At 37.4% G+C, this 22830-nt stretch carries 17 protein-coding genes and 1 pseudogene; 10 read left to right on the top strand and 8 right to left on the bottom strand.

Annotation, left to right across the window (positions count from 1 at the left end; translation table 11 throughout):
* Positions 1–623 precede the first annotated feature (623 nt).
* The 3 genes from A9239_RS10135 to A9239_RS10125 all read left to right on the top strand — a co-directional run bounded on the left by A9239_RS10135 (position 624) and on the right by A9239_RS10125 (position 6185).
* On the top strand, positions 624–1331 hold the full coding sequence (locus A9239_RS10135; protein ID WP_255361935.1) for an undecaprenyl diphosphate synthase family protein: 708 nt from the start codon (positions 624–626) through the stop codon (positions 1329–1331).
* A gap of 994 nt (positions 1332–2325) precedes the next feature.
* A complete protein-coding gene (locus A9239_RS10130; RefSeq protein ID WP_048122945.1) occupies positions 2326–2862 on the top strand; it encodes a superoxide dismutase family protein in 537 nt (178 codons plus the stop codon).
* A gap of 836 nt (positions 2863–3698) precedes the next feature.
* A complete protein-coding gene (locus A9239_RS10125; protein WP_048155295.1) occupies positions 3699–6185 on the top strand; it encodes a PKD domain-containing protein in 2487 nt (828 codons plus the stop codon).
* A 634-nt stretch (positions 6186–6819) separates the two neighbouring features.
* Here A9239_RS10125 and A9239_RS10120 read toward each other — a convergent pair.
* Entirely contained in the window at positions 6820–7959 is a 1140-nt protein-coding gene (locus tag A9239_RS10120) for an NAD(P)-dependent alcohol dehydrogenase (RefSeq protein ID WP_279385091.1), read from the bottom strand.
* Positions 7960–8287: 328 nt separating this feature from the next.
* Positions 8288–8473 carry a hypothetical protein gene (locus tag A9239_RS10115; protein ID WP_048118102.1) on the bottom strand — a complete coding sequence of 62 codons (186 nt, stop codon included), beginning with the start codon at positions 8471–8473 and terminating at the stop codon, positions 8288–8290.
* Between the two features lie 380 nt (positions 8474–8853).
* On the opposite strand from A9239_RS10115, the pseudogene A9239_RS20460 reads away from it, so the two are divergent.
* From A9239_RS20460 to A9239_RS18980, 4 genes and pseudogenes are all read left to right on the top strand, one after another.
* Positions 8854–9031, top strand: a pseudogene (locus A9239_RS20460) (CxxC-x17-CxxC domain-containing protein); the annotation flags it as partial.
* A gap of 290 nt (positions 9032–9321) precedes the next feature.
* Complete coding sequence (gene eif1A / locus A9239_RS18340) at positions 9322–9651, top strand: translation initiation factor eIF-1A (protein ID WP_080941473.1); 330 nt, start codon at positions 9322–9324, stop codon at positions 9649–9651.
* A gap of 328 nt (positions 9652–9979) precedes the next feature.
* The gene (locus A9239_RS10105; RefSeq protein WP_048118104.1) at positions 9980–10165 is read left to right on the top strand and encodes a CxxC-x17-CxxC domain-containing protein; all 186 of its coding nucleotides are present in this window, start codon (positions 9980–9982) and stop codon (positions 10163–10165) included.
* A 612-nt stretch (positions 10166–10777) separates the two neighbouring features.
* Positions 10778–11038 (top strand): hypothetical protein, encoded by a 261-nt coding sequence (locus tag A9239_RS18980; protein ID WP_048122947.1) that lies wholly within the window; start codon positions 10778–10780, stop codon positions 11036–11038.
* 329 nt (positions 11039–11367) lie between these two features.
* Here A9239_RS18980 and A9239_RS10100 read toward each other — a convergent pair whose 3' ends face one another.
* Complete coding sequence (locus tag A9239_RS10100) at positions 11368–12087, bottom strand: CDGSH iron-sulfur domain-containing protein (RefSeq protein WP_230669108.1); 720 nt, start codon at positions 12085–12087, stop codon at positions 11368–11370.
* Positions 12088–13859: 1772 nt separating this feature from the next.
* The gene (locus A9239_RS10090) at positions 13860–14600 is read right to left on the bottom strand and encodes a site-2 protease family protein (RefSeq protein ID WP_048155286.1); all 741 of its coding nucleotides are present in this window, start codon (positions 14598–14600) and stop codon (positions 13860–13862) included.
* 1586 nt (positions 14601–16186) lie between these two features.
* Here A9239_RS10090 and A9239_RS10080 point away from each other — a divergent pair.
* Together A9239_RS10080 and A9239_RS10075 are read left to right on the top strand one after the other, a co-directional pair.
* The gene (locus A9239_RS10080; protein WP_048118116.1) at positions 16187–16678 is read left to right on the top strand and encodes a hypothetical protein; all 492 of its coding nucleotides are present in this window, start codon (positions 16187–16189) and stop codon (positions 16676–16678) included.
* A gap of 3 nt (positions 16679–16681) precedes the next feature.
* A complete protein-coding gene (locus tag A9239_RS10075) occupies positions 16682–17473 on the top strand; it encodes a hypothetical protein (RefSeq protein WP_048118118.1) in 792 nt (263 codons plus the stop codon).
* Between the two features lie 697 nt (positions 17474–18170).
* Here A9239_RS10075 and frhB read toward each other — a convergent pair.
* From frhB to frhA, 4 genes are all read right to left on the bottom strand, one after another.
* Complete coding sequence (gene frhB, locus A9239_RS10070; RefSeq protein WP_048155284.1) at positions 18171–19046, bottom strand: coenzyme F420 hydrogenase subunit beta; 876 nt, start codon at positions 19044–19046, stop codon at positions 18171–18173.
* On the bottom strand, positions 19039–19863 hold the full coding sequence (gene frhG / locus A9239_RS10065) for a coenzyme F420 hydrogenase subunit gamma (RefSeq protein ID WP_048155282.1): 825 nt from the start codon (positions 19861–19863) through the stop codon (positions 19039–19041). The genes frhB and frhG overlap by 8 nt, the downstream gene beginning before the upstream one ends.
* On the bottom strand, positions 19850–20020 hold the full coding sequence (locus A9239_RS20455) for a hypothetical protein (RefSeq protein ID WP_230629196.1): 171 nt from the start codon (positions 20018–20020) through the stop codon (positions 19850–19852). The genes frhG and A9239_RS20455 overlap by 14 nt, the downstream gene beginning before the upstream one ends.
* Positions 20021–20238: 218 nt before the next feature.
* Positions 20239–21609, bottom strand: coding sequence for a coenzyme F420 hydrogenase subunit alpha (frhA, locus tag A9239_RS10055; protein ID WP_048155280.1), 1371 nt, complete (start codon positions 21607–21609; stop codon positions 20239–20241).
* 887 nt (positions 21610–22496) lie between these two features.
* On the opposite strand from frhA, the gene A9239_RS10050 reads away from it, so the two are divergent.
* Positions 22497–22814, top strand: coding sequence for a hypothetical protein (locus A9239_RS10050; RefSeq protein WP_141706428.1), 318 nt, complete (start codon positions 22497–22499; stop codon positions 22812–22814).
* The last annotated feature ends 16 nt before the right edge of the window (positions 22815–22830 follow it).

Here is a 22830-nt window from a genome sequence, read left to right as displayed (position 1 = left end):
GATCAAAAGATGTAGACGGCTATATCGGAAGCGGCAAGATATTCGTGCTACCACTAGGGGACGTAATAAGAATTCGCACGAAAGAAACTGGAAACGACGCTCTTTAATAAACAGACCGGTATCGTAAAAACAATACTACGTGGACATTATTACACTCACAAATTAATTAGGTTTTTAAAAAAAAGTAATACTTCAAACGACTATTTACGGAGCTTATACCAAAATCAGTCTTATCCTCAAAATCGAGAAGAGTTTCAGAATTAAAGAGTTTCAGAATTACCTTCCATGATTAGAAACTTATTGATTATTCCTAATTCGAGAACTGGAGAAGAAGTTTTGAGTTATGATATAAGCTCATATTTTTCCTGGAGGTGGTCTGCTTAAATCTACCTCGAATATATTTGTTAAGAAATGAGAATTGAAAAACCCGTGATTTTGCAGATTTAAAAGAAGCGCTTTTCAAGACCAACTCTTTCACTTTACAAAATATTATTGAACTCAGATTTCAGATATTTCTATTTTGATTGGGCTCGAATTTCAGGCATTTCTATTTGTCCATAAGATCCTACTATAAAGGGTTATCTCAGACAGTGCTAATGTTTGCAAAACTACGAGCTATGCTCATGAAGAGTATTTATAGCATTTTAAGCAAAAGAGATATGGGGGCTTTTCTGGATATACCAAAATTCAAAAGATTGCCAAGACATATTGCTATAATACCAGATGGTAACAGAAGATGGGCTATAGCTAGAGGCTTAGAAAAGCATGAAGGATATAACAATGGAGTAATCCCAGGCCTGGAAGTATATGACATGTGCGTAAAAATCGGAATAGACGAAGTTACTTTTTTTGGATTTACTCAAGATAACACAAAAAGGCCTCAAATTCAAAGAAAGGCATTTGTAGATGCCTGTATAAAATCAGTTCAAGAAATATCTAAACGTAACGCTGAAATACTTGTAATAGGGAATACTGACTCGAACATATTTCCAAAAGAGTTACTTGCATATACAAAGAGAACAAAAGTTGGGAAAGGTAAAATAAAAATAAATTTTTTAATAAATTATGGCTGGTATTGGGATTTAGCATATGCGTTTGATAACTCATCAGATAGTAAGAAAATTGTAGAAAACATTGCATCAGCAGAAATTCCAAGAATAGATTTACTTATTCGCTGGGGAGGAAGACGCCGACTCAGTGGAATGCTTCCAATTCAAACAGTGTATTCAGACATATATGTAATCGATGAAATGTGGCCAGATTTTAAGCCAGAACACTTATTTAATGCACTAGAATTTTATCAAGAACAGGATATTACATTGGGTGGGTAAAAATAGATCCTGCACTATCGATCAGTATTCTCTCGAACACATACTTGACACAGATTTTGTAACTTTTAAAAGTAACGGATTTAAAAATATATTTACTCTATTTGCTGTCTTCTGGAATCTCCCCCGCACATCTTTGTTAAAATAAGAGAACTTAAAAATCGGTAATTATTCAGATTTAAGAGGAGTTCTTTGCAGGACCAACGATTTTATTTTATCGAAATTAATGGGAGTTTAACTGAACTTTCAAAGATGTTGGTTGAATGGTTCTCTTGCTAGTGAAAATGTGTAGTGCCTAACAAATGTAATTAGAAAACTGGTCTTAATGATTGTGAAAAAAATAGTCCATATGTTCAAATGTGTTTTACTCCATTATTTTTGACCTATTTAGGAGAATTTACTTGACACATGGGACATATTAATACTAAATAACTCCACTAACTTGCCATAATATATAATAAATTATTACAAAAATGCCATTGATTTGAACGTGAAATGTAGTACCAACTTCAAAATATTAGTATGTCTTGTGGGCTTTACTCACATCGATTTTAAAACTTAAAAATTGATAAAAGTAGTACAAAATCGTTATTAGTAGGACCAGTTTTAGATGTAATTAACGGTTGTGCTGCCTATAGATATCGTTTTCATTCTATCTTTGAAACGTGAGTTTAAATCTCAGGCATTTATATTTGTCTATAAGACCTTACTATAAAGAATTCTCTCATTTGATTAATAACATATTAATAGTTTTATAATTTTCTCATTAAATTATACATATTAATAGTTTTATATAAGCAATTTTATAAAATAGGAATGTGTATTTGTCTAAACGTATGTTAACAAGAAGCGTCCGTTTTTACCCGGCATTCTTCTAATGGCTGACCTCCGGCATGCGAACCATATGTTATTGCAACAGAAATACTGTGCCGGTATCAGGAACGGAGACGAGATGCTTCTTTCAAACCTAAAGTTCATTTTTCGGGGGAATAAGTTGATGAAAGCCGGATTGATACTACTAATGACTATCTCGGCGGTACTAATGCTTGCAACTACGGGCTATGCCCATGAAAGTGCCACATATAGTGCCACAGCTATCATGAAAGACGTGAAAGGAAATACTGTCGGGATGGCTACCTTTACCGAGGAAGCCAATGGCCCAGTTCATATCAACATCAACGTGAGAGGCTTGAAGCCGGGTCTGCACGGCATCCATATCCACAATACAGGAAAATGCATTGGTCCGTCGTTCACGTCTGCCGGTGAACACTATAACCCTCTTGGCAAAGAGCATGGCCTCAACAACCCGAAAGGCCCACATGCCGGTGATCTACCCAACCTCAAAGTGGGCAAGGATGGCACGGGACACATGAATGTCACCACAGACCGTGTGACACTGTCACCCGGACCGAACACGTTATTCACAGCCAACGGCACCTCACTGGTCATCCATGCTGACCCTGACGACCAGATGACCAATCCTACCGGCAATAGTGGCGCGCGGATTGCCTGTGGAGTTATCAAGAAAAAATAAGTTTTTTCCATCTTCGCAGAAATATGAACCTTCTGAATTCCGCTTCGGCAGTACGGTGTCGGCTTTGACCGAATTCTGCTTCGCTCAAGCGGACTTACACTTTTTAAATATAGACAAACCCAAGATACACTTTTTCTTAAACCGTGATTTTTTGCAATTCAAAAAAAGTTTATAAAAAAACCTGTAAAGGGCTTTTTTACTTGAAGTGATCTTTCCTTTGGGTAGAGTTTTTCTAACTAAAATTGAACTTCTCTTCACGTTCAATTCAGTTTAAATATATTTCTCCAGCGGCGTTCTGCTTAAATCTTCCCCGAATACGTCTGTAAGAAAAGTGAAATTAAAAGACTCTTGAGCTTTACACCTTCAAAAGAGGGCACTTTCTTTATCTGTTAGTACCAGTAAATCGTTATGGATCTTAGTTAAAGTAGGATTACTTATCAAATTGGCAAGAGAATACATTTGTCTTGTTTTCTCATGTCTATAAATGTCTATAAATATCTCATTTGCTTTCCTGATGCCAGTTCAACTGTAAAATCCTCAGGAAGTAACTTTTTTTCCCATATGCAGAGATGCTAAAGATTTTCCATTCTGAAAGTTTATTGAACTTTTTTAATTCGCCTGTTGTCCTTTGTCTGTTGACGTTTCACGAATTCAACATTAATTTTGTTTTGACAAGCATTTTTTAAAAATGACAAAAAAACTTTCAGGGAATAACTTTTACTAAATATATATAGTCATCTTATTCATTTCATTTTAATCTTTAGGGACTAATTAGAAATAATGACACTATTAAGGCTTATGTGTTAAAGATTAGATATATCATATTGGGGGAATAAATGAAGAATAATAAAGAAAAGCTATATTCAATAATTTTAACTTCAACAACTTTGGTGTTCTTATTCTTAACTTCAATATCAGCTGCAGCATCTGGTGTACAGGAAATTCAGCTTACTCAAAACGGTTCACGAGCATCTACTCCTGCCATTTACGAGGATAATGTCGTATGGTTAGATTATGTTAATGATTCAGGGATAATTCATCTGTATAACTTGACCACTTCAAAAGATATCCAACTTGATTCATTCCATGGGAGCTGGCCTGCAATCTACGGTGACAAAATTGTATGTCGAGATTATCAAATCTGTGGGAACAAGGAGAATTACAATCTTTCTGTTTACGATATTTCAACAACTGAAAAATTTCAGATTACCAAAAATGTCTCTGAACACAGTATTCCTGCTATTTACGAAGATAAGATTGTATGGCATAATTCTCAAAATGGAGTCTCTGATATCTACCTGTATAATCTGTCCACATCTACCGAATGTCAGGTCACATTCAATAGAGAAGCATATGATCCCGCCATTTATGCTGATAGGATAGTATGGACAGAATATCATAATGGAAATTCCAATATTTACATGTATAACTTATCGACTTCAAAAGAGACTCAAATTACAAACAGTGAATTTTGGCAGTTGGACCCAGATATATACGGTGATAATATTGTATGGGCAGGTGACCGTATTGGAGAACGCTACAGTTTAAATCTAGATATTTATATGTATAATATTTCTACTTCTAAAATAACTCAAATTACATACAGCGAATCAGCACATGAGCCTGTAATATACAAAGATGAAATAGTCTGGATGGATGATCGCAACGGCAACCGGGATATTTACCTGTACAATATTTCCACACGAGAAGAATTTCAGGTAACCAAAGATGAATCAGGTCAAATGTGGCCTGCTATTTATGATGACAGGATAGTGTGGAAGGATAATCGTAACGCAGATGGGGGGCACGCAGATGGGGGGCATTCTGATATTTACACTTGTATGGCCTCGGCAGTATTAAAATCTCCCGTTGCAAACTTTTCTGTAGCTCCAGATTTGGGATTTTCCCCTCTGTCTGTACAGTTCACAGATCTCTCAAAAAATGCGATATTAAGATCATGGGACTTCAATAATGATGGAGTAGCTGAATCTACAGAAAAAAATCCTGTTTATATATACACCAATCCTGGAAACTATATTGTTAACCTGACAGTAAGCGATACAAATACTACTGATTCAAAATTATCTACAGTCTTAGTATTTGATGAGCAACTTTTCGATAATCAACTCGTCCTAACAGAAACTCAAATTAGCACCAGTGGAAAAGCTATATACGATTCTCCTGCAATCTATGATGACAAAGTAGTATGGGTTGATCATACTGGAGATTACAGTGGAAATGATAAGTATGACATCTGTCTGTACAATATTTCAACTAAAAAGGAGACTCGGATACACACTACTAACGGATCAGTGTACGGACTTGATATTTACAAGGACAGGATTGTCTGGTATGAATCTCTCAATGGTCAATCCGATATTTACATGTATAATGTCTCCACTTCTAAGGAAACTCAAATTACCTCCGGCGGAAGCACATCCCATCCTGCTATTTATGAGGATAGGATAGTATGGGCAGATAATCGTGATGAAGAAGGAGTGCCCGATATTTACATGTACAACCTCTCTACTTCCAAAGAAAGTAAAATTATTAATGATACATCAGTTGTGGGGCTTGATATCTATGGTGACAGGATAGTGTGGCTGAACTATACCAGTGTATCCTATAGCAATGGATTCTCCAATATTTACATGTACGATCTCTCTACTTCCAAAAAAACTCCGATTACTACCAGCGGGTCAGCAGGATTTCCTGTTGCTATCTATGATGATAGGATAGTGTGGGAGGATGATGGCTATGAAAAAAGGCAGATCTATGTGTATAACATCTCTGATTCCACGGAAATCAAGATAACTCCTGATAATTTAAGTCAGCAGCGTCCCGATATCTACGGTGACAGGATAGTCTGGCAGGATCAACGAAATGGAAACCTTGATATCTTCATGTATAATCTTTCCATTCAGAAAGAAATTCAGATCACTACCAGTAGATTACTTCAGGATTGTCCTGTAATATACAGGGACAGAATATTGTGGTATAATAATGGCAAGTACGGTAACTATATTCATATGTGCACTATCTCATTAAAAGGATCGAGAATGCCTGTTGCAAATTTCAGCGCCAATGTTACAAGTGGCTGCTGTCCTCTTTCGGTACAATTTACAGATTTATCAGAAAATTCAACAGAATGGAAATGGGATTTTGGAGACAATGCATACTCAGCAGACAGAAATCCTGTACATACATACAATAACGCTGGAGTGTATACCGTCAGCTTAATAGTCAAAAATGAAAACGGAACGGATGCGGAAAAAAGATCTAAATATATATCAGTATCCAGCTCGAATGATAAAAAGGATTAAAACTAAAAGACGGCAGGTAACTGGTCAAATCTGGCTAAATAAATCGAATATATCCATTTGCCAGATTTGAAATTTACCGTTTTGTTTACTATTTTTCAGCAAAAAGTATCTTGAACCCGATCTTTAACTTTTGTAATATCATTTGAATTTCTCATGAGAGTTTTTGTATGTTTTGTCTTTAATCCATTTCTTTGGATACGTTTCTAAGAAAAAGACTAAGGACAGAAAACTAAAAACCCGAGAACTAAAAACCCGCAATTTTATCAGGTTTAGAAGGGGCATTTTTCCAGGGATTCTTTAGATTAAGTGATTCTTTTCCTATGTGGAGGGATTTTTCTGATTTAAAAGATGTTTTTCAGTCTATTTATGGATCAAGAAAAGCTGTAATAACTCGGACCGCCGAATACAAATAGAAAAATCTTCACCCATAAGCAATTCATTTGAAATATATTTCTCCCATCAACGGCCTGCTAAAATCTCCCCCGAATACGTTTGTCAAGATAAAGTTACCCCCCGAATACGTTTGTCAAGATAAAGTTACGAAAAGTGAAATTAAAAAATCCATAACTTTTGCAGCTTTAGAGGGGGTATTTTGCAGGGCTTTTATGACTCTATCCTATCCTATCTAATTACTTTATCCCATAAGGCGAGAATATCCCTTCCTCAAAACTCCGAGCATTGCGAAGAGTTTAGGAAGGGTAGTTGACTTGCTTATTAATCCAGAAGAACAACAGGTTTGATCAGATCTCTTGGTTTTTCTTTCATGAGCATGAGAGCTTCTTCCATTTTGTCGAACCCTTTGAATACATGAGTGGCCATTTTTTCCGGATATATTCTTCCGTAGGTACAGAGGTCTGCCATTCTTTCCATCCTCAGACGACCTCCGGTTGGTCAGGCCACCACGTATGTCTTTTTGAGACATACCCGATCCCCACTCAATACGTGGAATAGGAAGTATGTCTCCGGTTCCGTAGTAGTTGACATTTGATACCGTGCCTCCGGGTTTTACAATTTTGACTGCATCTGAAATTGTATTTTCATTTCCTCCTGATATGATTACAGAGTCCACACCTTTTCCATTCGTCTTTGCAAGAATCTGTTCAACAAGTCCACCTTTTCTGTAATCAACAATTTCAGATGCTCCGTATTCTAGAGCAAGATCAACACAGACTTTCCGACTTCCTACTGCAATGAGCCTTCCTGCACCAAGAATAGTTGCACCTGCTACTGCCATCAGACCAACAGGGCCAATCCCTATGACTGCAACTGTAGAGCCCATTTTAATTTTTGCCATTTCTGCGCCCTGTATTCCAGTAGTTGCCATGTCTGATAGCATGACAGCTTGTTCAAGTGGCATTCCTTTTGGAAGTAGGGCTAAATTCATGTCTGCATCATTTACATGGAAAAATTCTGCAAAGACTCCACTTTTGAAATTTGAAAACTTCCATCCAGAAAGCATTCCATTTGAATGCATAGGTATTCCATCCTGTGCCTCCATGGATCGCCATTCAGGTGTAATTGCAGGAACAATTACTTTATCGCCTGGCTTGAAGTCTTTAACTTCTGACCCGATTTCTTCTATAACACCTACAGCTTCGTGTCCTAAAATCATGTTTTTGCGGTCGCCAAGCGCACCTTCCCAGACCGTATGAACATCTGATGTACACGGCGCGACCGCAATAGGCCTCACGATTGCATCATATGGTCCTGCTGAAGGTTTTTCAACATCGATCCATCCTACTTTTCCAATTTCAAGCATTGCAAATCCTTTCATATTAGTACCCCAACCTTTCAAAATAATTATTTTTCAATGCTTTTTATAATAACTCGCATATTACTCTGCTGTAGTGGTATTTATAATTACTAAGGATGGAAGCTTGAATTTAATGTTTGATTCATTTCAGTTAAAATATATTTTTTATACCATTGGTACGCCCGAATCTAAAGAGAAATTAAAAACCCGCTATTTTAAGAAAGTTTGGAGAAAGAGCACTTTGCAAGGCTTTTTAGATAAAGCGATTCTTTAGATAAAGCGATTCTTTACTTACGGAGGGTTTCTGATTTAATTGAAACCTGCCAATAGGATCTTTTTTCATTTATCTTTACAAAACTGGATCGCAGAATTCGAAAAGAACATTTTCACCCATCCCAGTTCCGTTGAAATGTATTTTTTCTATTGGCGGTCTCCTGAAATTTTCCCCGAGTAAGATTATTAAGAAAAGATAAATTTGAAAACCAGTGATTTTTGCAGATTTTGAAGGAGCCCTTTGAAGGGCTTTTTTGCTCAAAGTGCTCTTTTTTGCTGAGAGAGTTGTTTTCTGATTAAAACGAAAACTCCACGATTTTTCAGATGTAAAAGGGAAACTTTGCAGGACTGGTCAGTTTAGGACTGGTCAGTTTAGTTTTATCAATAATCAACCGGAATCAAAATTTCAGGCACTTATTTATATTTTACAAGTCTTGGTGGTAAAGTTTTCTCTCATTTGAAAGAATGTATCTACTTTTCTATAGGTGCATTTATATAATTTGACTATGTAGTATATGCGTTGAAAATAAAGAAACGTATGATCTGTTGTTAAAAACCAATTTTTGTTTTTAATTTAAGGGGCTATACAATCTTGTTTTTAGATTAACAATTATCTACTAAAGCGAAGGTGAACGGAAAACGGCTTTTAATGACAGAAACTCCAGGAGAAATTTTGGATGTTTCCGTGGTAGCAGCGGACCAAGAGAAATGACAAAAGTGACCTGTTCTGACTTGCGGTATTGAGACCGAAGTACCATTCAAACTCACCGAAGGCAGGCCAGTATGCAGAGAATGTCTTCCTAACCACAGGAAATTCTAAAGATAATCTGCATCAGGTGTTATTAATTTGTAATTAAATTCTACATTAATGCCTGATTCATCTTTTTCTTTTTGTTTTTTTTGGTTTATTCTCTTTGTTTCTAGACTTATTTCCATCTAACGCAGCAGGAAAAAGTAGAAACAAAAAAAACAGCATAGAGAATAGTAATAGGTACGGATCATTCAATTCTCAATTTATCAGTTTTTAACTCAACTTATCAATTTTCGACTTATAAATAATAAATCAAAGGCCATCAAGGAGGAATTAACTTAGCTAATTACAGAAGCACTATTAGAAAAAGAAGATCAGGATCCAGAAAACCAGCAAACTCAGGAAATACACCTGAAGTATCCAGGGTACGAATTCCCCGAAAGGATAGAAACGAAGTCCTGGCAACTGTTGCGTGTTTACTCGGTTCGAAAAGGGTAACACTTCAGTGTATGGACGGAGTTGTCCGAATGGGTAGGATCCCGGGATCTAAACATAAAAAAATGTGGATTCGTGAAGGCGATATTGTTATCGCTAACCCGTGGGAAATTCAGGATTCCAAAGCCGACGTTACCTGGAAATATACAAGGCCACAGGTCGAGTGGCTTGAACGGAAAGGCTACATTAAGTAATAATCTAAAAATTGTAAAGATGCCTAGTATAGATAGGTAACTGAAACAAAGGTGTCTGATAAAGATGCCTGAAATTCATATTTTGCTTTTTTGCAGGAGCGAGCCTGCCACCTTCTCTGCAAGACATGTGTAGAAATTATTTTATTGAAAAGATTTTGCTTTTTGTATATAGAAATATTTATATATTGTAAGTACAATGTATGCATGTTGAAAATAAAGAGATGTATAATGATCTGTTGTTAAAAACCAATTTTTGATTTTAAACAAAAAGTTCTATACAATCTTATTTTAAACAATTAACAAAAACTAAAACAAAGGTGAAACAAAAATGGCTTTTAATGACAGAAACTTCAGAGGAAACAATTTCGGCGCTCCTAGAGAAATGTACAAGACAACCTGTTCTGATTGCGGTGCTGAAACCGAAGTGCCTTTCAAACCTGACCCCGAAAGACCGGTTTATTGTAGAGAATGCCTTCCTAACCACAGGAAGCCCAGAGAAAACCGCAGATACTAAGTGTTATTTCTGCAATTAAGTTTGCATCAACACTTATTTCTTTTCCACTTTTATTTTTTCCACTTTTTTAAAATTCACCTAACTTTGGAATATACTTTTAAAGTTAACTACTCTTCAGGTTCAACTCATTTTTAAGATATTTTTCCTGCAGGCGGTCTGCTGGAATCTTCCCCGAATACGTTTGTGAAGATCAGGTTCCGAAAAATAAAATTGAAAAACCCTTGATGCAGCTTAAAAAGGGGAACTTTGCAGGCTTTCTTGCTCGAAGTTATCTTGATACTTCACGTAAAACTATAACCAATAGTAACTGGCTATTGCTTCACTCTCAAACTTATTGACAGCAAATATGGGTTTAGAGTACATTTGAAAGAAAACAGTAGATAACAAAAATTTTATTGCTAAATAATATAATAAGTTTCCTGATTTCTCTGATTATTGACTCTGAAAGAGTTGTCAAATTTCTTTTTTAATAAATTCATCTGAAAACTTCCCTCCACGCCCACATGCTGCGAAGCAACAGATATCGGGCGGTCACTGACAAAAAAGAAGAAAAGTAGAATCTGCAATTTGGAAATTCACAATTCGTTCAGTTTGTGTATCAAAAAAGCATTGGTGAGATCTAAGAACTGGAGAGAAAATATCGTTATTGACTCCGCAGTCCTTACAGGCAAACCTATTATCAAAGGATTAAAGGTAAACTCCATGCAGCATAGTTTATTACCAACCTGCTGTTTCATGAGAACTGAGTCGGAAATCCTTCGGAACTATCTTGGCCTGGCTCATGAGAATATTCAAGCGTTTTGGATGTATGCGAGCTATTTACTCAGGACAGAAAGGGGTTATCCTGTAAATATTTCTCATAAAGTAGACTGATGCACTTGCTGGTAAATGAAAATATTCCTCTGAGCTTGTGCAGACTGATGAGACTTTAACAGCATCGAGACTTTGACAGCATCTGTAGAGACAAAAGGAGTTCGAGGATATATTGAAATAAAGAAGGCTATCCTCGAATTCTCTATTTTTTATCGCGGAATCGCCCATTGATTGTTTTCATTTTGGCTTTTGGATTGCCTGATTGTTATGCGAGATTACTATTTCCACAAGTTAAGAATCTCTATAAACCAAAGAACTCAATCAATCAAAGAACTCAATCAATCAAAGAACTCAATCAATCAAAGAACTCAATCAATCAAAGAACTCAATCATTTCAGGCCCCACTTCTTCCTGAACTCGAGCTTCTGCTGGCTGGTCATCCAGTGGCTGCCGTCACAGTAGGGCTTGTTTTCCGACTTCCCGCAGCGGCAGAGGGTTACTCTGTTTCGGGATTCGTACAGGCTGCCATCTGCAGATTCAATGGGGATCCCACCTCGAACCCAGAGGGGGCCTTCACAATTTTTTTGTTTGTCGTGAACCAGTACAATAGATGGTTCAAATTCTTTTTCAAAGGGTTTGCCTGTCTTCTTGTCCCACAGGACCAGCCGTCCCGACGGGCAGATCATGGCTTCTTCTATTGCGGTTTTTCTGGCTTCCGGGTCGTCTGAGTTTTGCATGAGATTCCTTATTCCGCCAGCCCGCTGGCAGAAACGTGAATGATCGCAGAGCTCGTAGGCATCGGTGAGTTTTAGATCAGGACCTTCAAACGTTTCCGCTTTTTCCAGGTAAGACTTTCTGCTAGCTGTTTCACTACCGTCAAAACCGATCTTGCGGTGGGTACCATCACAGAAGGGCTTGTTTTCGGATGAGCCACAGCGGCATAAAATATAGGATTCCCGCCGGGGGTATTCCTTTATATCAATTAATTCTCTTGTGTGACCGGCGTCATCGGTGACAATTACCTGTTCTAAAAGCGGCACTCCACCTGTAACCCGATACGGTCCGTCTTTGATTATCTTAATCCTCATTTCTTTCTCATTGACTGCCATAATCATAATTCCCCATTACCTCTTATAATGCAGTACTGGATGTTTAGTTTGACTATTTGCCTCTTTGATTATTTCACCTCTTTGATTATTTCTATTGTTTTCCGGTTCATACTGTCTTCAATAAGAGAGCATGTAATAAGACTGATCAAATTCCTCAACCAGGCAATAAGATGGTTACTGCTGCAGACATATTATATAGCTATCAGCTCAACTGAGGGTTTCAAGAATAAGGGAGAGGGATCAGAGACAGACGATGATTACGGATTTCTAAATCTCATTTCTCCACTGGAGATAAAATAAGGTTTATCAAGTCCAAGGGTGCTGGGTGAAATAAAAAATCTTTTAACTTTTTAAAACATATATAGAAATGTGAACAATGAAAGTGCAATCATTGGCTCTGGCACAGGAGAAGTAGTAGGAAAAGGAGTAGTAGTTTCGAGTCATGTTGTAACATTATATGGGATACCGGTTGTTTACATTGTCATTGTAGCATTATTTGTATTATTTGGTTTATATTTATACTGTAGGATGACAAGAAAAGAAAGACACTGTATGAGTAAATCGAGTTACTTAAAATTGTATTTTGCTTTGTTTATCCCGCTATTCTTATATAATTTGTACAATATTTATAATAGTTCATGGTTTTTCAATCCCTATACCAAATCATGGTGTAATAATTTCTGGTTTACCAATCCTATTTTTTTTATTATAAGTGCAAGTATTGCATCTATATGGGAATCTATCTTTCCGTATTTATTCATAACTCTGAGTATATTAGTAATAAACTGCTATCGTAAACCAGCTTAGAGGGTGTCTTGAAATTAAACTTTTATTGCAAAGACATTTGTTTAGTCTGTCATACACGGATATAACGCTAATAATTTCAACGGTGAAAAATAGGAGAGTTTTAGGTGTAAAGATCCAGCAGCGCCTTATTAACTCTGAAGGAATTATCAAATATCTTTTTATTAACTATCGAGCCTATCCCAAAACTCAAAATTTGATTTTTGAATCTCGTATTTGGAGCAATCAATTGAATACTTAATCACTAAAATGATCCTGTAAATTCATGATGATTTAGAATAAAATAGGTTTTGGGACAGGCTCAAACATTATAACTGTCCGGAATCATGTAATGCAAGTTGCTGCAAAATTCATATTATTGATTTTCGTAGAAAAGAGTCTGAGAAAATCCTAAAAAATGTAGATAAAGAAAGTGCGAATATTTTAAAATCGAATGCGGTAAAATCAGAGCTTTAAGGATGCTATAAAGCAATCGTCGGATAGTGCCCATTATTGATAAACTCAAAATGCAGAATATACGATAGCTGCAAGCATGTAGAAATTTCCCTTTTGTACCTTTTGTAATTTATCCGGGTGCAGAAGCAGGATTTTGTTTAACTTTGCTATTGTGCCCTATGTCTGTAAACAGAATTCAAGATTATGCACAGTGGTATAAATTGGTAAAATCAACAATGCATAGTCACTTAAATACCTTGTACTAACAGTACAAAAATATAGATAAAAATAATGATTTTTGTATTCAAATGAAAGAGCAAAATTTAGATTTATTCATAGAATTTCTTGAAAGGAAATAATCATTATTCGTTTCCTTTTGTTATAGCTATCAAATATAGGCTATATTTTAATATTATGTTGAAATGCAATGAAGAACTTATATACAGACTTGCCCATTTATAATTTTTAATTTATATATAATTATTTAAATTTAACAATGCTATGACATTTTATAATTTTTAATTTGTATATAATTATTTAAATCTAACAATGCTATGACATATATCTTTAAAATCAAACGAATTATAAAGGTATATTGCACTGATTGCTAAAGATAAAATCAACATGCCATATATAATTATAAATTTTATTTTAATAGGTTTATCCAGCTTGTAATAAGAATCAGTTTTATATTTTATAGTAAAATTATATGTTTGATAAATACCTGCTACCATAATAAAAAGCAATAATATCTTACTTTTTAATCTGTTTGATAATGTAAACAAATATATTAAAAATGGAAATCCGATATAGCATAGAATAGGAGAGATTGCTTCAGCTATCTGTCCGCCATCAAGAGGGCTTACAGGTATTAAATTTCCTAAATTTAGAATTATTGAAGTAAAAGTTAATACTAAAAATATATTATCCCCTGTAACATAATAAACTATGTAGTAAATGAGCCCAAGTAAGCCTCCAAATAACGGCCCTCCCATTGCAATAAGTGCATTTTCTTTACAATTTTTAGGATTTTCATGAATTATATATGCTCCAACAGGAGTAAATCCTCCAAAAGCAATACTTACTTTTAAAAATTTTGCTGTAATATAATGACCGAATTCATGAATAACAAGAATAAATATATATCCCACTGCATATTTGTAATTTATAACAAATCCTAATACTAAAATTGTAAAAGAAACAAATAAAATATTGAATAGCACCTTTTTTATACTTAATTTCTTAGTTAAATTTTCATCATTTTCTGTTTCCATAATCTACTTCACCTCTAAGAGGTTCTCAAACTAAAATTCGGCATTAAAAACTTATTCTATGAGTCATTAACCCGCTATCACCTGTTTTCCGCAGTAAATTTTCTCATATTCATAATTTTCCGTTATTGATTTTCACTTAGATATGAATTTATTCCACTTTCGTGTCAGGGGGTAAAAGCAACTACATGGTGTATTTAGAACCAAAAAACGATATCATTCAATTTTCACCAGGTTCCATTAAATGTCCAAATTATGTTCATCGGTTTCAAACTTTTCAAATTATAAAAAATTGTCGCTTTCATGTCGAAATTATAACCTATTTCTAAAATACACACTGATTTTAAATATTAAGTTTAAATGTTAGCAATATAAAAGATGTGAAACACATGTAGCCGATTATCTCAGTGTCGGTTTTCAATGCGCTTTCTGTGAAAGCATCTTGGGGATAAGAACATGCCCATCCCCTTATTCAGCGTGGATAAAGCGAGCAATTTCGATGATTAAAAAAGTGGGTTTCAGGCTTAGGATTCCAAAGCACCTTATTTACGCCAAAAGAGTTGTCAAATTTCTTTTTTAAATTCATCTGAAAACTTCCTCCTGCCCGCATGCTCACGAAGGGAGCAGATATCGGGCGGTATTTAAGGTTTTTAGATAATATATAAATTCATAAGAAGTTGTATTTTTTAAGTCGCTAAAAAACATGTCTTATCTTTTTTCTTTTCTCTTGACTCTATGAAAAATATACTACTTTAACTTACTATATCCGATGAAAAAATTTAGAACTCATCGTTACTCTGAACTCCCTATTTTGAGTATTTGTTCTGACCTTGCTGGCAATCTTCACTTGAAAATATTGAATTACAGCTTGTATAAGCGACGATAGTCTATAGGTTGTTACCCAAAACACTTACCATCAAACAAATCGACCTTTGTTCTCTGTTTAAATCTGTTCACTTGACTGTGTTTTTATTCACCAAATTTTTCAGATCTATCGTGATATCAGTTTTCTCCGATGGGTAGAAGAGTTAATATCAAAACTGATGACTGTTCTAACATATACTATCTCTATACAAAGGAAAGATTAGGGTTTATGGAAATTTTTATTACAAAATACAAATTTGAGTTTTTGAAAGATAAACAAATATATAGTTTAAACATATAATAATTATTTTGATTGTACTCATTTTTACTTTTTCACTAGATTTCGATTTATCTTGGTGATATCACTAAATGGTTATTCAATCATTTTTAAAAGTGGAAATATGCTTCAACAAAGCAATGTTAATTTATATTCTGCACTTAGAAAGCAGAAATATTTCTATGCATTCGCAATGTTCAGAATTGCATTCTCTCTAATTTGTTTGTTTCTTTATTTTGCTTATTTCAAAACTGTGCTTGGATCAGATCTGGAACTATATAGTGTTATTGTGCTTATTTTGTTTATTGTTGCCTATATCATAATACAAATTTTTATGTAATGAGAGTTGCCTGTTATAAGAAATCAAGCAATATTTAGATACTTCATCATATAGATTTTATAGTAGAACCTTGATTGCAACATTTAAATGATTATTTAGGTGATATAGATGTGTGTCGAAAATCTTTCTGAAGAAGAAATACTATTAAACAGAGGAATAGATCTACTAAAATGTAAGGATTATCAAATATTATGTCTCCCTGAAAATTTTGAAAGTGATTCAAAAGAGAATCTATATGATGCCGATTATACATCTGATTTAAGTAAGATACTCAAACAAAGTGGAATTAAATGTGCTAATTCTTATGATTTAGGTATTGATTCCGAGACGTATGAGCGAAAGTCATGTGACATATATCTTGGATTAATATGGGTTCGGGATAATTTTGTAGTTCCAATTTTAGCTTGTGCTATATATGACTGGCTTAAAGGAAAAGTAAATGACAGAGATTCAGAAAAAAAAATAATTCAAAAATATGCATTCCAAGAAAAGACTATCCATGTTGATATTCGATTCGAGAAAGGTAAAAAAATTAAATATGAATGTGATGTTAAAACTTTGAAAGAGCGCTTGGAAGAAGAATCAAAAAGATGGGAGTAATTTATGGTTAAATATACTTTAAATGGAGCCGCAATATCCACTTATTCGCAATGTGTATCATACATTAAATCTAATGAACTGGCAAAAGCAATATCAAAAGCACGATATTTCGTTGAAATGTGTCAAAGTATTCTTTATGAAGAAAATACAGGTGAATTTGAAGATATAAACGATGTACTATTATGTGGTATCTTTTTTCGTGGCATACAAAATTTTGCTAATTTAAAGCAAATGACAATATCTTTAGATTGGATAAGATTTCCTGAATTAGTGGATCAAATATGGTTTGAAATTTGGGACTGTAAAGAGCGCTTAGAATACACTTCTTCATTTATGAACTCATATATTAATATAGAGAATCTAGATTGGATATTTGATGACATTAGATCACTATGCCAAGATATAGATAAAGAATATGGACATGGTTTATACCTAAGTCCAGGTGTTTTAGTTGAAAAGATTACATGCAATATTTGCGGCCAAGATATGCGAGCTTGTGAACATATTACAAGAAGGATTTATTCTGGTAGAATCTGTGAAAAAGTCTTGCATAGAAGAAAAGCAATTGGCAACCACATTTTAATCACTGAAAGACCTGCTGATCCTCGATGTAGGTTATGGCCTTGGCAGAATCCAGATCATCTCCTATATAAAAAATGGCCTTGGCAAACTGAAAAAGAATTCGTTGAAGCCTTTTGTATTTTATATAATTTCAGATTAGATGATTTCATGCATGGAACCGGATGTGGATTAAAAACTCGAGTGAAAGCAAATTGGAATAACATTAAATATTAAATTCAGTTCCTTGGATAAGGAAACAGAAGACACCGCCAAGTCACAGGGGTGGATATTTTATAGGTTCGACGGTGGCTAAAAAATTCATATTCTTCAATCAATTTCTTTTTCATAAATTTTACTAAATTTCTCATTAGAATATAAATAGTGGGAAATCTTTTGGACAAGCTTGAAACGTATCTCATTCATAGAATTTATTAATTTTATTTAGAGAATTACTAAAATGATATCCATTTCTGTCTTTTTTAATAAAGGTACTAATCTTTCTATTAAGCCCCTACACTTCTTATTTTTTATGTTGATTATTATTTCCTCATTTGAACTGTCCACCTAACTACTATTTCCATTCCATCTGAGGTTCAGTTCACTCATGAACATTGGAAAAGGAAATTCTATAGTCTCAGAACGTTCGTCGTTTGAAAAGTCATATTCAAAGCTTTGTTCTCCCAGCATACTTATCCCATTTGAGTATGCAGTTGTCGTATTATGTAAAATTTCAGTAAGTTCTAATTACAGATCTCCATATAATAAATCTTGTTGGACAAAAGCATTTAAAATCTAAAAAAGTATTCATTTTTACTTTCTCTTTTGATTATGTCTCAATTACTAATATTACTGAGATTTTACCCTTGCCCCGCAGACTATATAGCTCCTTGATTATCCTTCAGTGCAATTAGTTGATGAAAATAAGAAAAATTCAGGCGTAAGGATCCCTTAACGCCTTATTAACCCCAAAATTTCTGCGCTCCTCGAGCGTCTTCCTATTCTTGTCGATTTTCTCCTTCGCGAGCTTCATGACGAGCCCAAGACCGGGTTTGACTTCTTCGATAGGCTTTGTCTCGAACAAGCCCTCAGCGACTGCTTTAGACCAGATCTCGTTCCCTACCTTTGTGCGGATGAAGACTGTGGACCAACCGTCTGGACTTCCGACCGAGCCGGTCGATATGTCAGCAAGATTGGAAACGTAATCGAGGCAGACGTGGCAACCTGACTGCTCGTACTTATGAGTCTCTTTAAGAGGCACAGTGGAGACGTTTCCGCGCTCGGTGTGGACAAAGAACTTTCCCTTCCCAAACTCCATCTTCTTCACGGAGCTGAAGCTCTTGTTTGCGTGGTCTTCAACAAGGGCCTGTATGGAATCGTATGGGAAGTTCACCATGCAGAAGAGCCCTACTGCGAAGGCAACCTTGCCGGGGACATCCCTCATGTTGATGGGATAGAGCTGAGCCTTCCTGACCGCCTGCATCTGGCAGCAGACGCCGGTGACCCCTACTTTGTCAAGGCCAAAAGACCGAGTTGCCTCCTTGAGCCAGGAAACCTGGGGGCTGATGTTGTACTTCGCCCTCTGTGCCTTGAGGATATCCTCACGGCTCATCGCAACAAACGGCCTCGGCTTCCATGGCAGATCACCCTTGCCTGCTACAATAGCCCCATCGATGATCCCCTGCTCGAGTGCATAAACCATGAGGGCGGTGGCTATGCCGCCGTCCTGTGCTTTCTTGAGAATCTCCTTATCCGTGCTCCGTGCCGAAACGCATGTCACGTATTTGCCGAGATACGGATCTTCAATCATCCTTCTCACCTTCCTTAAGCGCTCCAGCAATTATCTCGTTGATGCTCTCGAATTCAGAAATCACATCAGGGTTGAAGAACGACCTTGGACAGGCACCATAGCAGGAGCCGCACTTGATGCAGAGGTTAAGGTCACCCTGCGGCTTCCCGAACTCGTGCGCGATCGCCCGCACTGGACAGGATGCAGCGCAAATGCCACAACCTATGCAAAGGCCCTGGTTAATCACGTCGTTCATCAGATCGCAGAAACATCTGGTCGTGCCGCGCTTCGCAAGGTCCATAAGAGGCTTTAAGTACCTGCCCGCAAGGGCTTTCTGTTCCTCGTTCCCTTCAAGGAGCAGATACGCCATGATAGCAACGTTCCTTATAAGCTCCGGGCTCGGGGGACATCCTGGAATGTAAACATCCACGTCAATTAGATCTCCTATTGGGAGGTAAGACTCGTGCTGTGGCTGATTATGCTGTCCTCCGCGGCAGAACCTGGTGATATTACCATAGCTCGCGCAGGAGCCGAGGGCCACCACGATTCTGGACTTCTTCCGTGTCTCCTTTATATCCTCTACCGATTCACGGTCCTGTATGCAGACCGATCCCTCGACGAGTGCCACGTCCATCTCCGGGATATGCCGAACGTCAGCAAGAGTGAGGCAGTATACGAGGTCGGCATAGTCATCCAGGATTTTGAGAAAGCCCTGATAGTTATCGGCCACGGACACAAGGCAGCCGGTACAGCCGCTCAAATGTACATGCCCGAGCTTGATCTTATTTGCCACTGATTTCGCCTCCTTTATAGCTTCCACCTTTTCAAGCAGTTCCATAATTTATCCAGATCCCCTTCAGTATCTCGAATTTCAGGATCTTGGATTTCAGTATCCCGAATTTCAGAATCTCGGATTTCAGTATCTCGAATTTCAGCGTCTCGGATACAGTGTCTGAAATGGCTCTCTGTACTTCGTCCGTAATCCGTATGACCATCTTGAGGTGACCACATCTCGAGAGCAGAAATGTATTTTTGCTGGTATGCAAGGACCCGGATCCAGATATCGTCCTTAATATACTGGATCGGCTCGGTCAGATCCAGGAGTGAACAGTCCTGTAACTCCCCGCGAAAAGCTCTTTAACGGTGAGCCACCTGAGCTTGCGGGTTCCCAAATCCGCAAGTTTCCCCCAAAATCCGCAAGTTTCCATTCTCTTTACCACTGCATGAGCTTCTGGGCAACTACTCTATTCTCCTCATTAATCACTATCATATGAGTTGCACAAGAGACGCACGGGTCATAGGCACGGATAACCATCTCGGCGATCTGCCAGGGTGCTCCAGTCAAAGCGCGGCTGCAGGTAGGGAAGTTCCAGGTGGTGGGTACAAGCATCTCGTACCGCAGCACCTTTCCATCCTTCACCCGCGCGATGTGGACATCGGTCCCGCGTGGCGCTTCGTTCGCTGCCCAGCCCATGAACCCGTTTCCCAGGGGGATGTTGTCAGCAAGGACCTTGCCCGAAGTATTCAGGTTGTCAAGGCAGTTGAGGATGGTGTAGCAGCAGTCGGTGTACTCCATCTGCCTGGCGATGTGCTGGGCGAAGGTGCCTTTCTCGGTAAAGTGCTTGAAGGTAGCGAGCCTTGCCCTCGGGCCGACCTCAACAGGCTGACCGTCGTAGGTCGGAACAGTGTTGCAGGCCTCCATTCGAGGATTGACTCTGGTGCCAACCTTCGTGGTGCCGCCAATCGGATAGCTCGGATCTTCAAGATCAATGGTTTCCTCACCCATGTACCAGTCCCATGGTCGAGTCTCCTTCCAACGAGTGAAATCCCACATGGGCTTCTCGTCCAGACTGGATGATCCGTACATTGGAGCTGTGGCCATGACCCCCTGGTTGTGGTATCCGAGAGTCTTGGAGAGCGGGATCTGCTTGCCTGCGACCTCAACAAACTCCCGGTTCTGCATGTTCCTGATAACCTCAAGCATGAATTCCATCTGCTCGTGAACAAGGACAAGACATTCTTTCGCCAAGTCGGCCATCTTCTGCTTTGCCCGGAGACTCACATTGCGGTACATTCCGCCAACCCTCGGGTTTGAAGGGTGGATAGCCTCGCCCCCTGCAACGGCTCCAATGGTCTGTGCAATCTCACGGATGCGGAAGATCCTCACCGCAACGCTCCTTAAAGGCTGCTCCTTAGAAAACGGGTTGATCTTTGTCTCCGTACCCGGGATGTAAAAGTCCGGGAGGATCAGGATATTGTGCAGGGCATGGCTGTGGAGGCGGTTTGCTGCATGAAGAATGACCCGCAGGAGCTTTGCATCCGTGGGGATCTCGCAGCCAATCGAAGCCTCCATGGCCTCGATGCCTGCCAGGGTGTGGGCAATGGGACAGATACCACAGACCCGAGAGGCGATCTTCGGAACCTGATCCATTGTCTTACCTATGGCGAGCTTTTCAATACCCCTGACCGGGGTGATGGAGAGCCAGTCTCCCCGCTCGACAATACCCTCATTATTCACCTTAAGGGTGAGCTTAGAGTGACCTTCATGTCTCGTGGTTGGAGATATCTCTACGACTTTTGTCAATGGTATGCCTCGTTTTCGATTCGGTGTTCTTCAGGCTGTACCGCATTTAAGGCACCATCTGTGTGATTATTCTAAAGTAGTTTCCTATAGGCCCTATACATAAAGTACGTTAACCCCCTTTATTTAATCCCAGTGCGCAGCTATCGTTTTCGCTTAAAATATAAAAAATTTTGATCGATCTAAAATTCACAAAACCTGGTATTCCTGAAACAATATTTATAACAGTCCTGAACTCAGGACTCATCGAACTTTCCACGTGAGAAAGTCAAGGTTAAAGGAGTGATACATCTGGTACGTTAAGAAATGAATCTGAGATCTTCAGGAAATGAGCAAGGCTCAGAACGTCGATAAACTATGCCCTCCGAGTTTAAATTTAGACATGAACCGCAGAAACCTGAAGGATTTCTTAGTGCTGTGCTACTAGTATTTTGCTACTAGTATTTTGCTACTAGTATTTTGCTTTGAGTTTAAATCTATAAATTATTATATTGGTCTCTTTATAATAACGTTGTGCCTCGTATATGTGGCCTGCCAGACAGCTCTATTTTTTCTGGCTATATAGCCATAAGCTGATTTCTAGCTTAAACTACCAAATTGTTCGTTTTTGTCAGATAGCGCATATTTCAAAGCATCTGAATTTTAATCGTCTTTATGCCTTAAAATCAACTAGGTTTGGTAATTGATAGAAATTAATTATTTATAAATGGCCAATAGTTATTTAATTATTAATATATAATTATTGATATTCAACTAGACTAATTTTATACATCAGATTCAAATGATCTAATTTGTTTATGGGGGTAAAGGATGAAGGTGATATTGAGAATTCCTCTGCTAGTCCTATGCTTAGCTTTTTCTCTTGGATTAACGCAAGCGTAGACTGGTGTATGACTGGAAGTATGACAGGAAATATTACTGAGAATATAATGACCAATAATATGGGTAACGTAACCGGAAGTATAACTGGAACCATGATTTGCAACATGACTGGAATGACTGGAATGCAAAATATGACCGGAAATATGAGAAATATGCCAATGATTGGAATCATAACCGGAAACATAACCGGGGGTCATATAACCACAATGCAGAATATGACCGGAAATATGGGGAATATGCCAATGACTGGACACATTACCGGAAACATAACAGTGCATATGAAGAATATGACAGAAATGAAGAACATGAAAAAATGTAGAAAATGAAAAAATGAAATATGAA

The sequence above is a fragment of the Methanosarcina sp. A14 genome, assembly GCF_001729375.1.
Classification (GTDB): domain Archaea; phylum Halobacteriota; class Methanosarcinia; order Methanosarcinales; family Methanosarcinaceae; genus Methanosarcina; species Methanosarcina barkeri.
The sequence above is the reverse complement of the archived record's forward strand: the minus strand, read 5'-3'. Positions and strand labels throughout refer to the sequence as shown.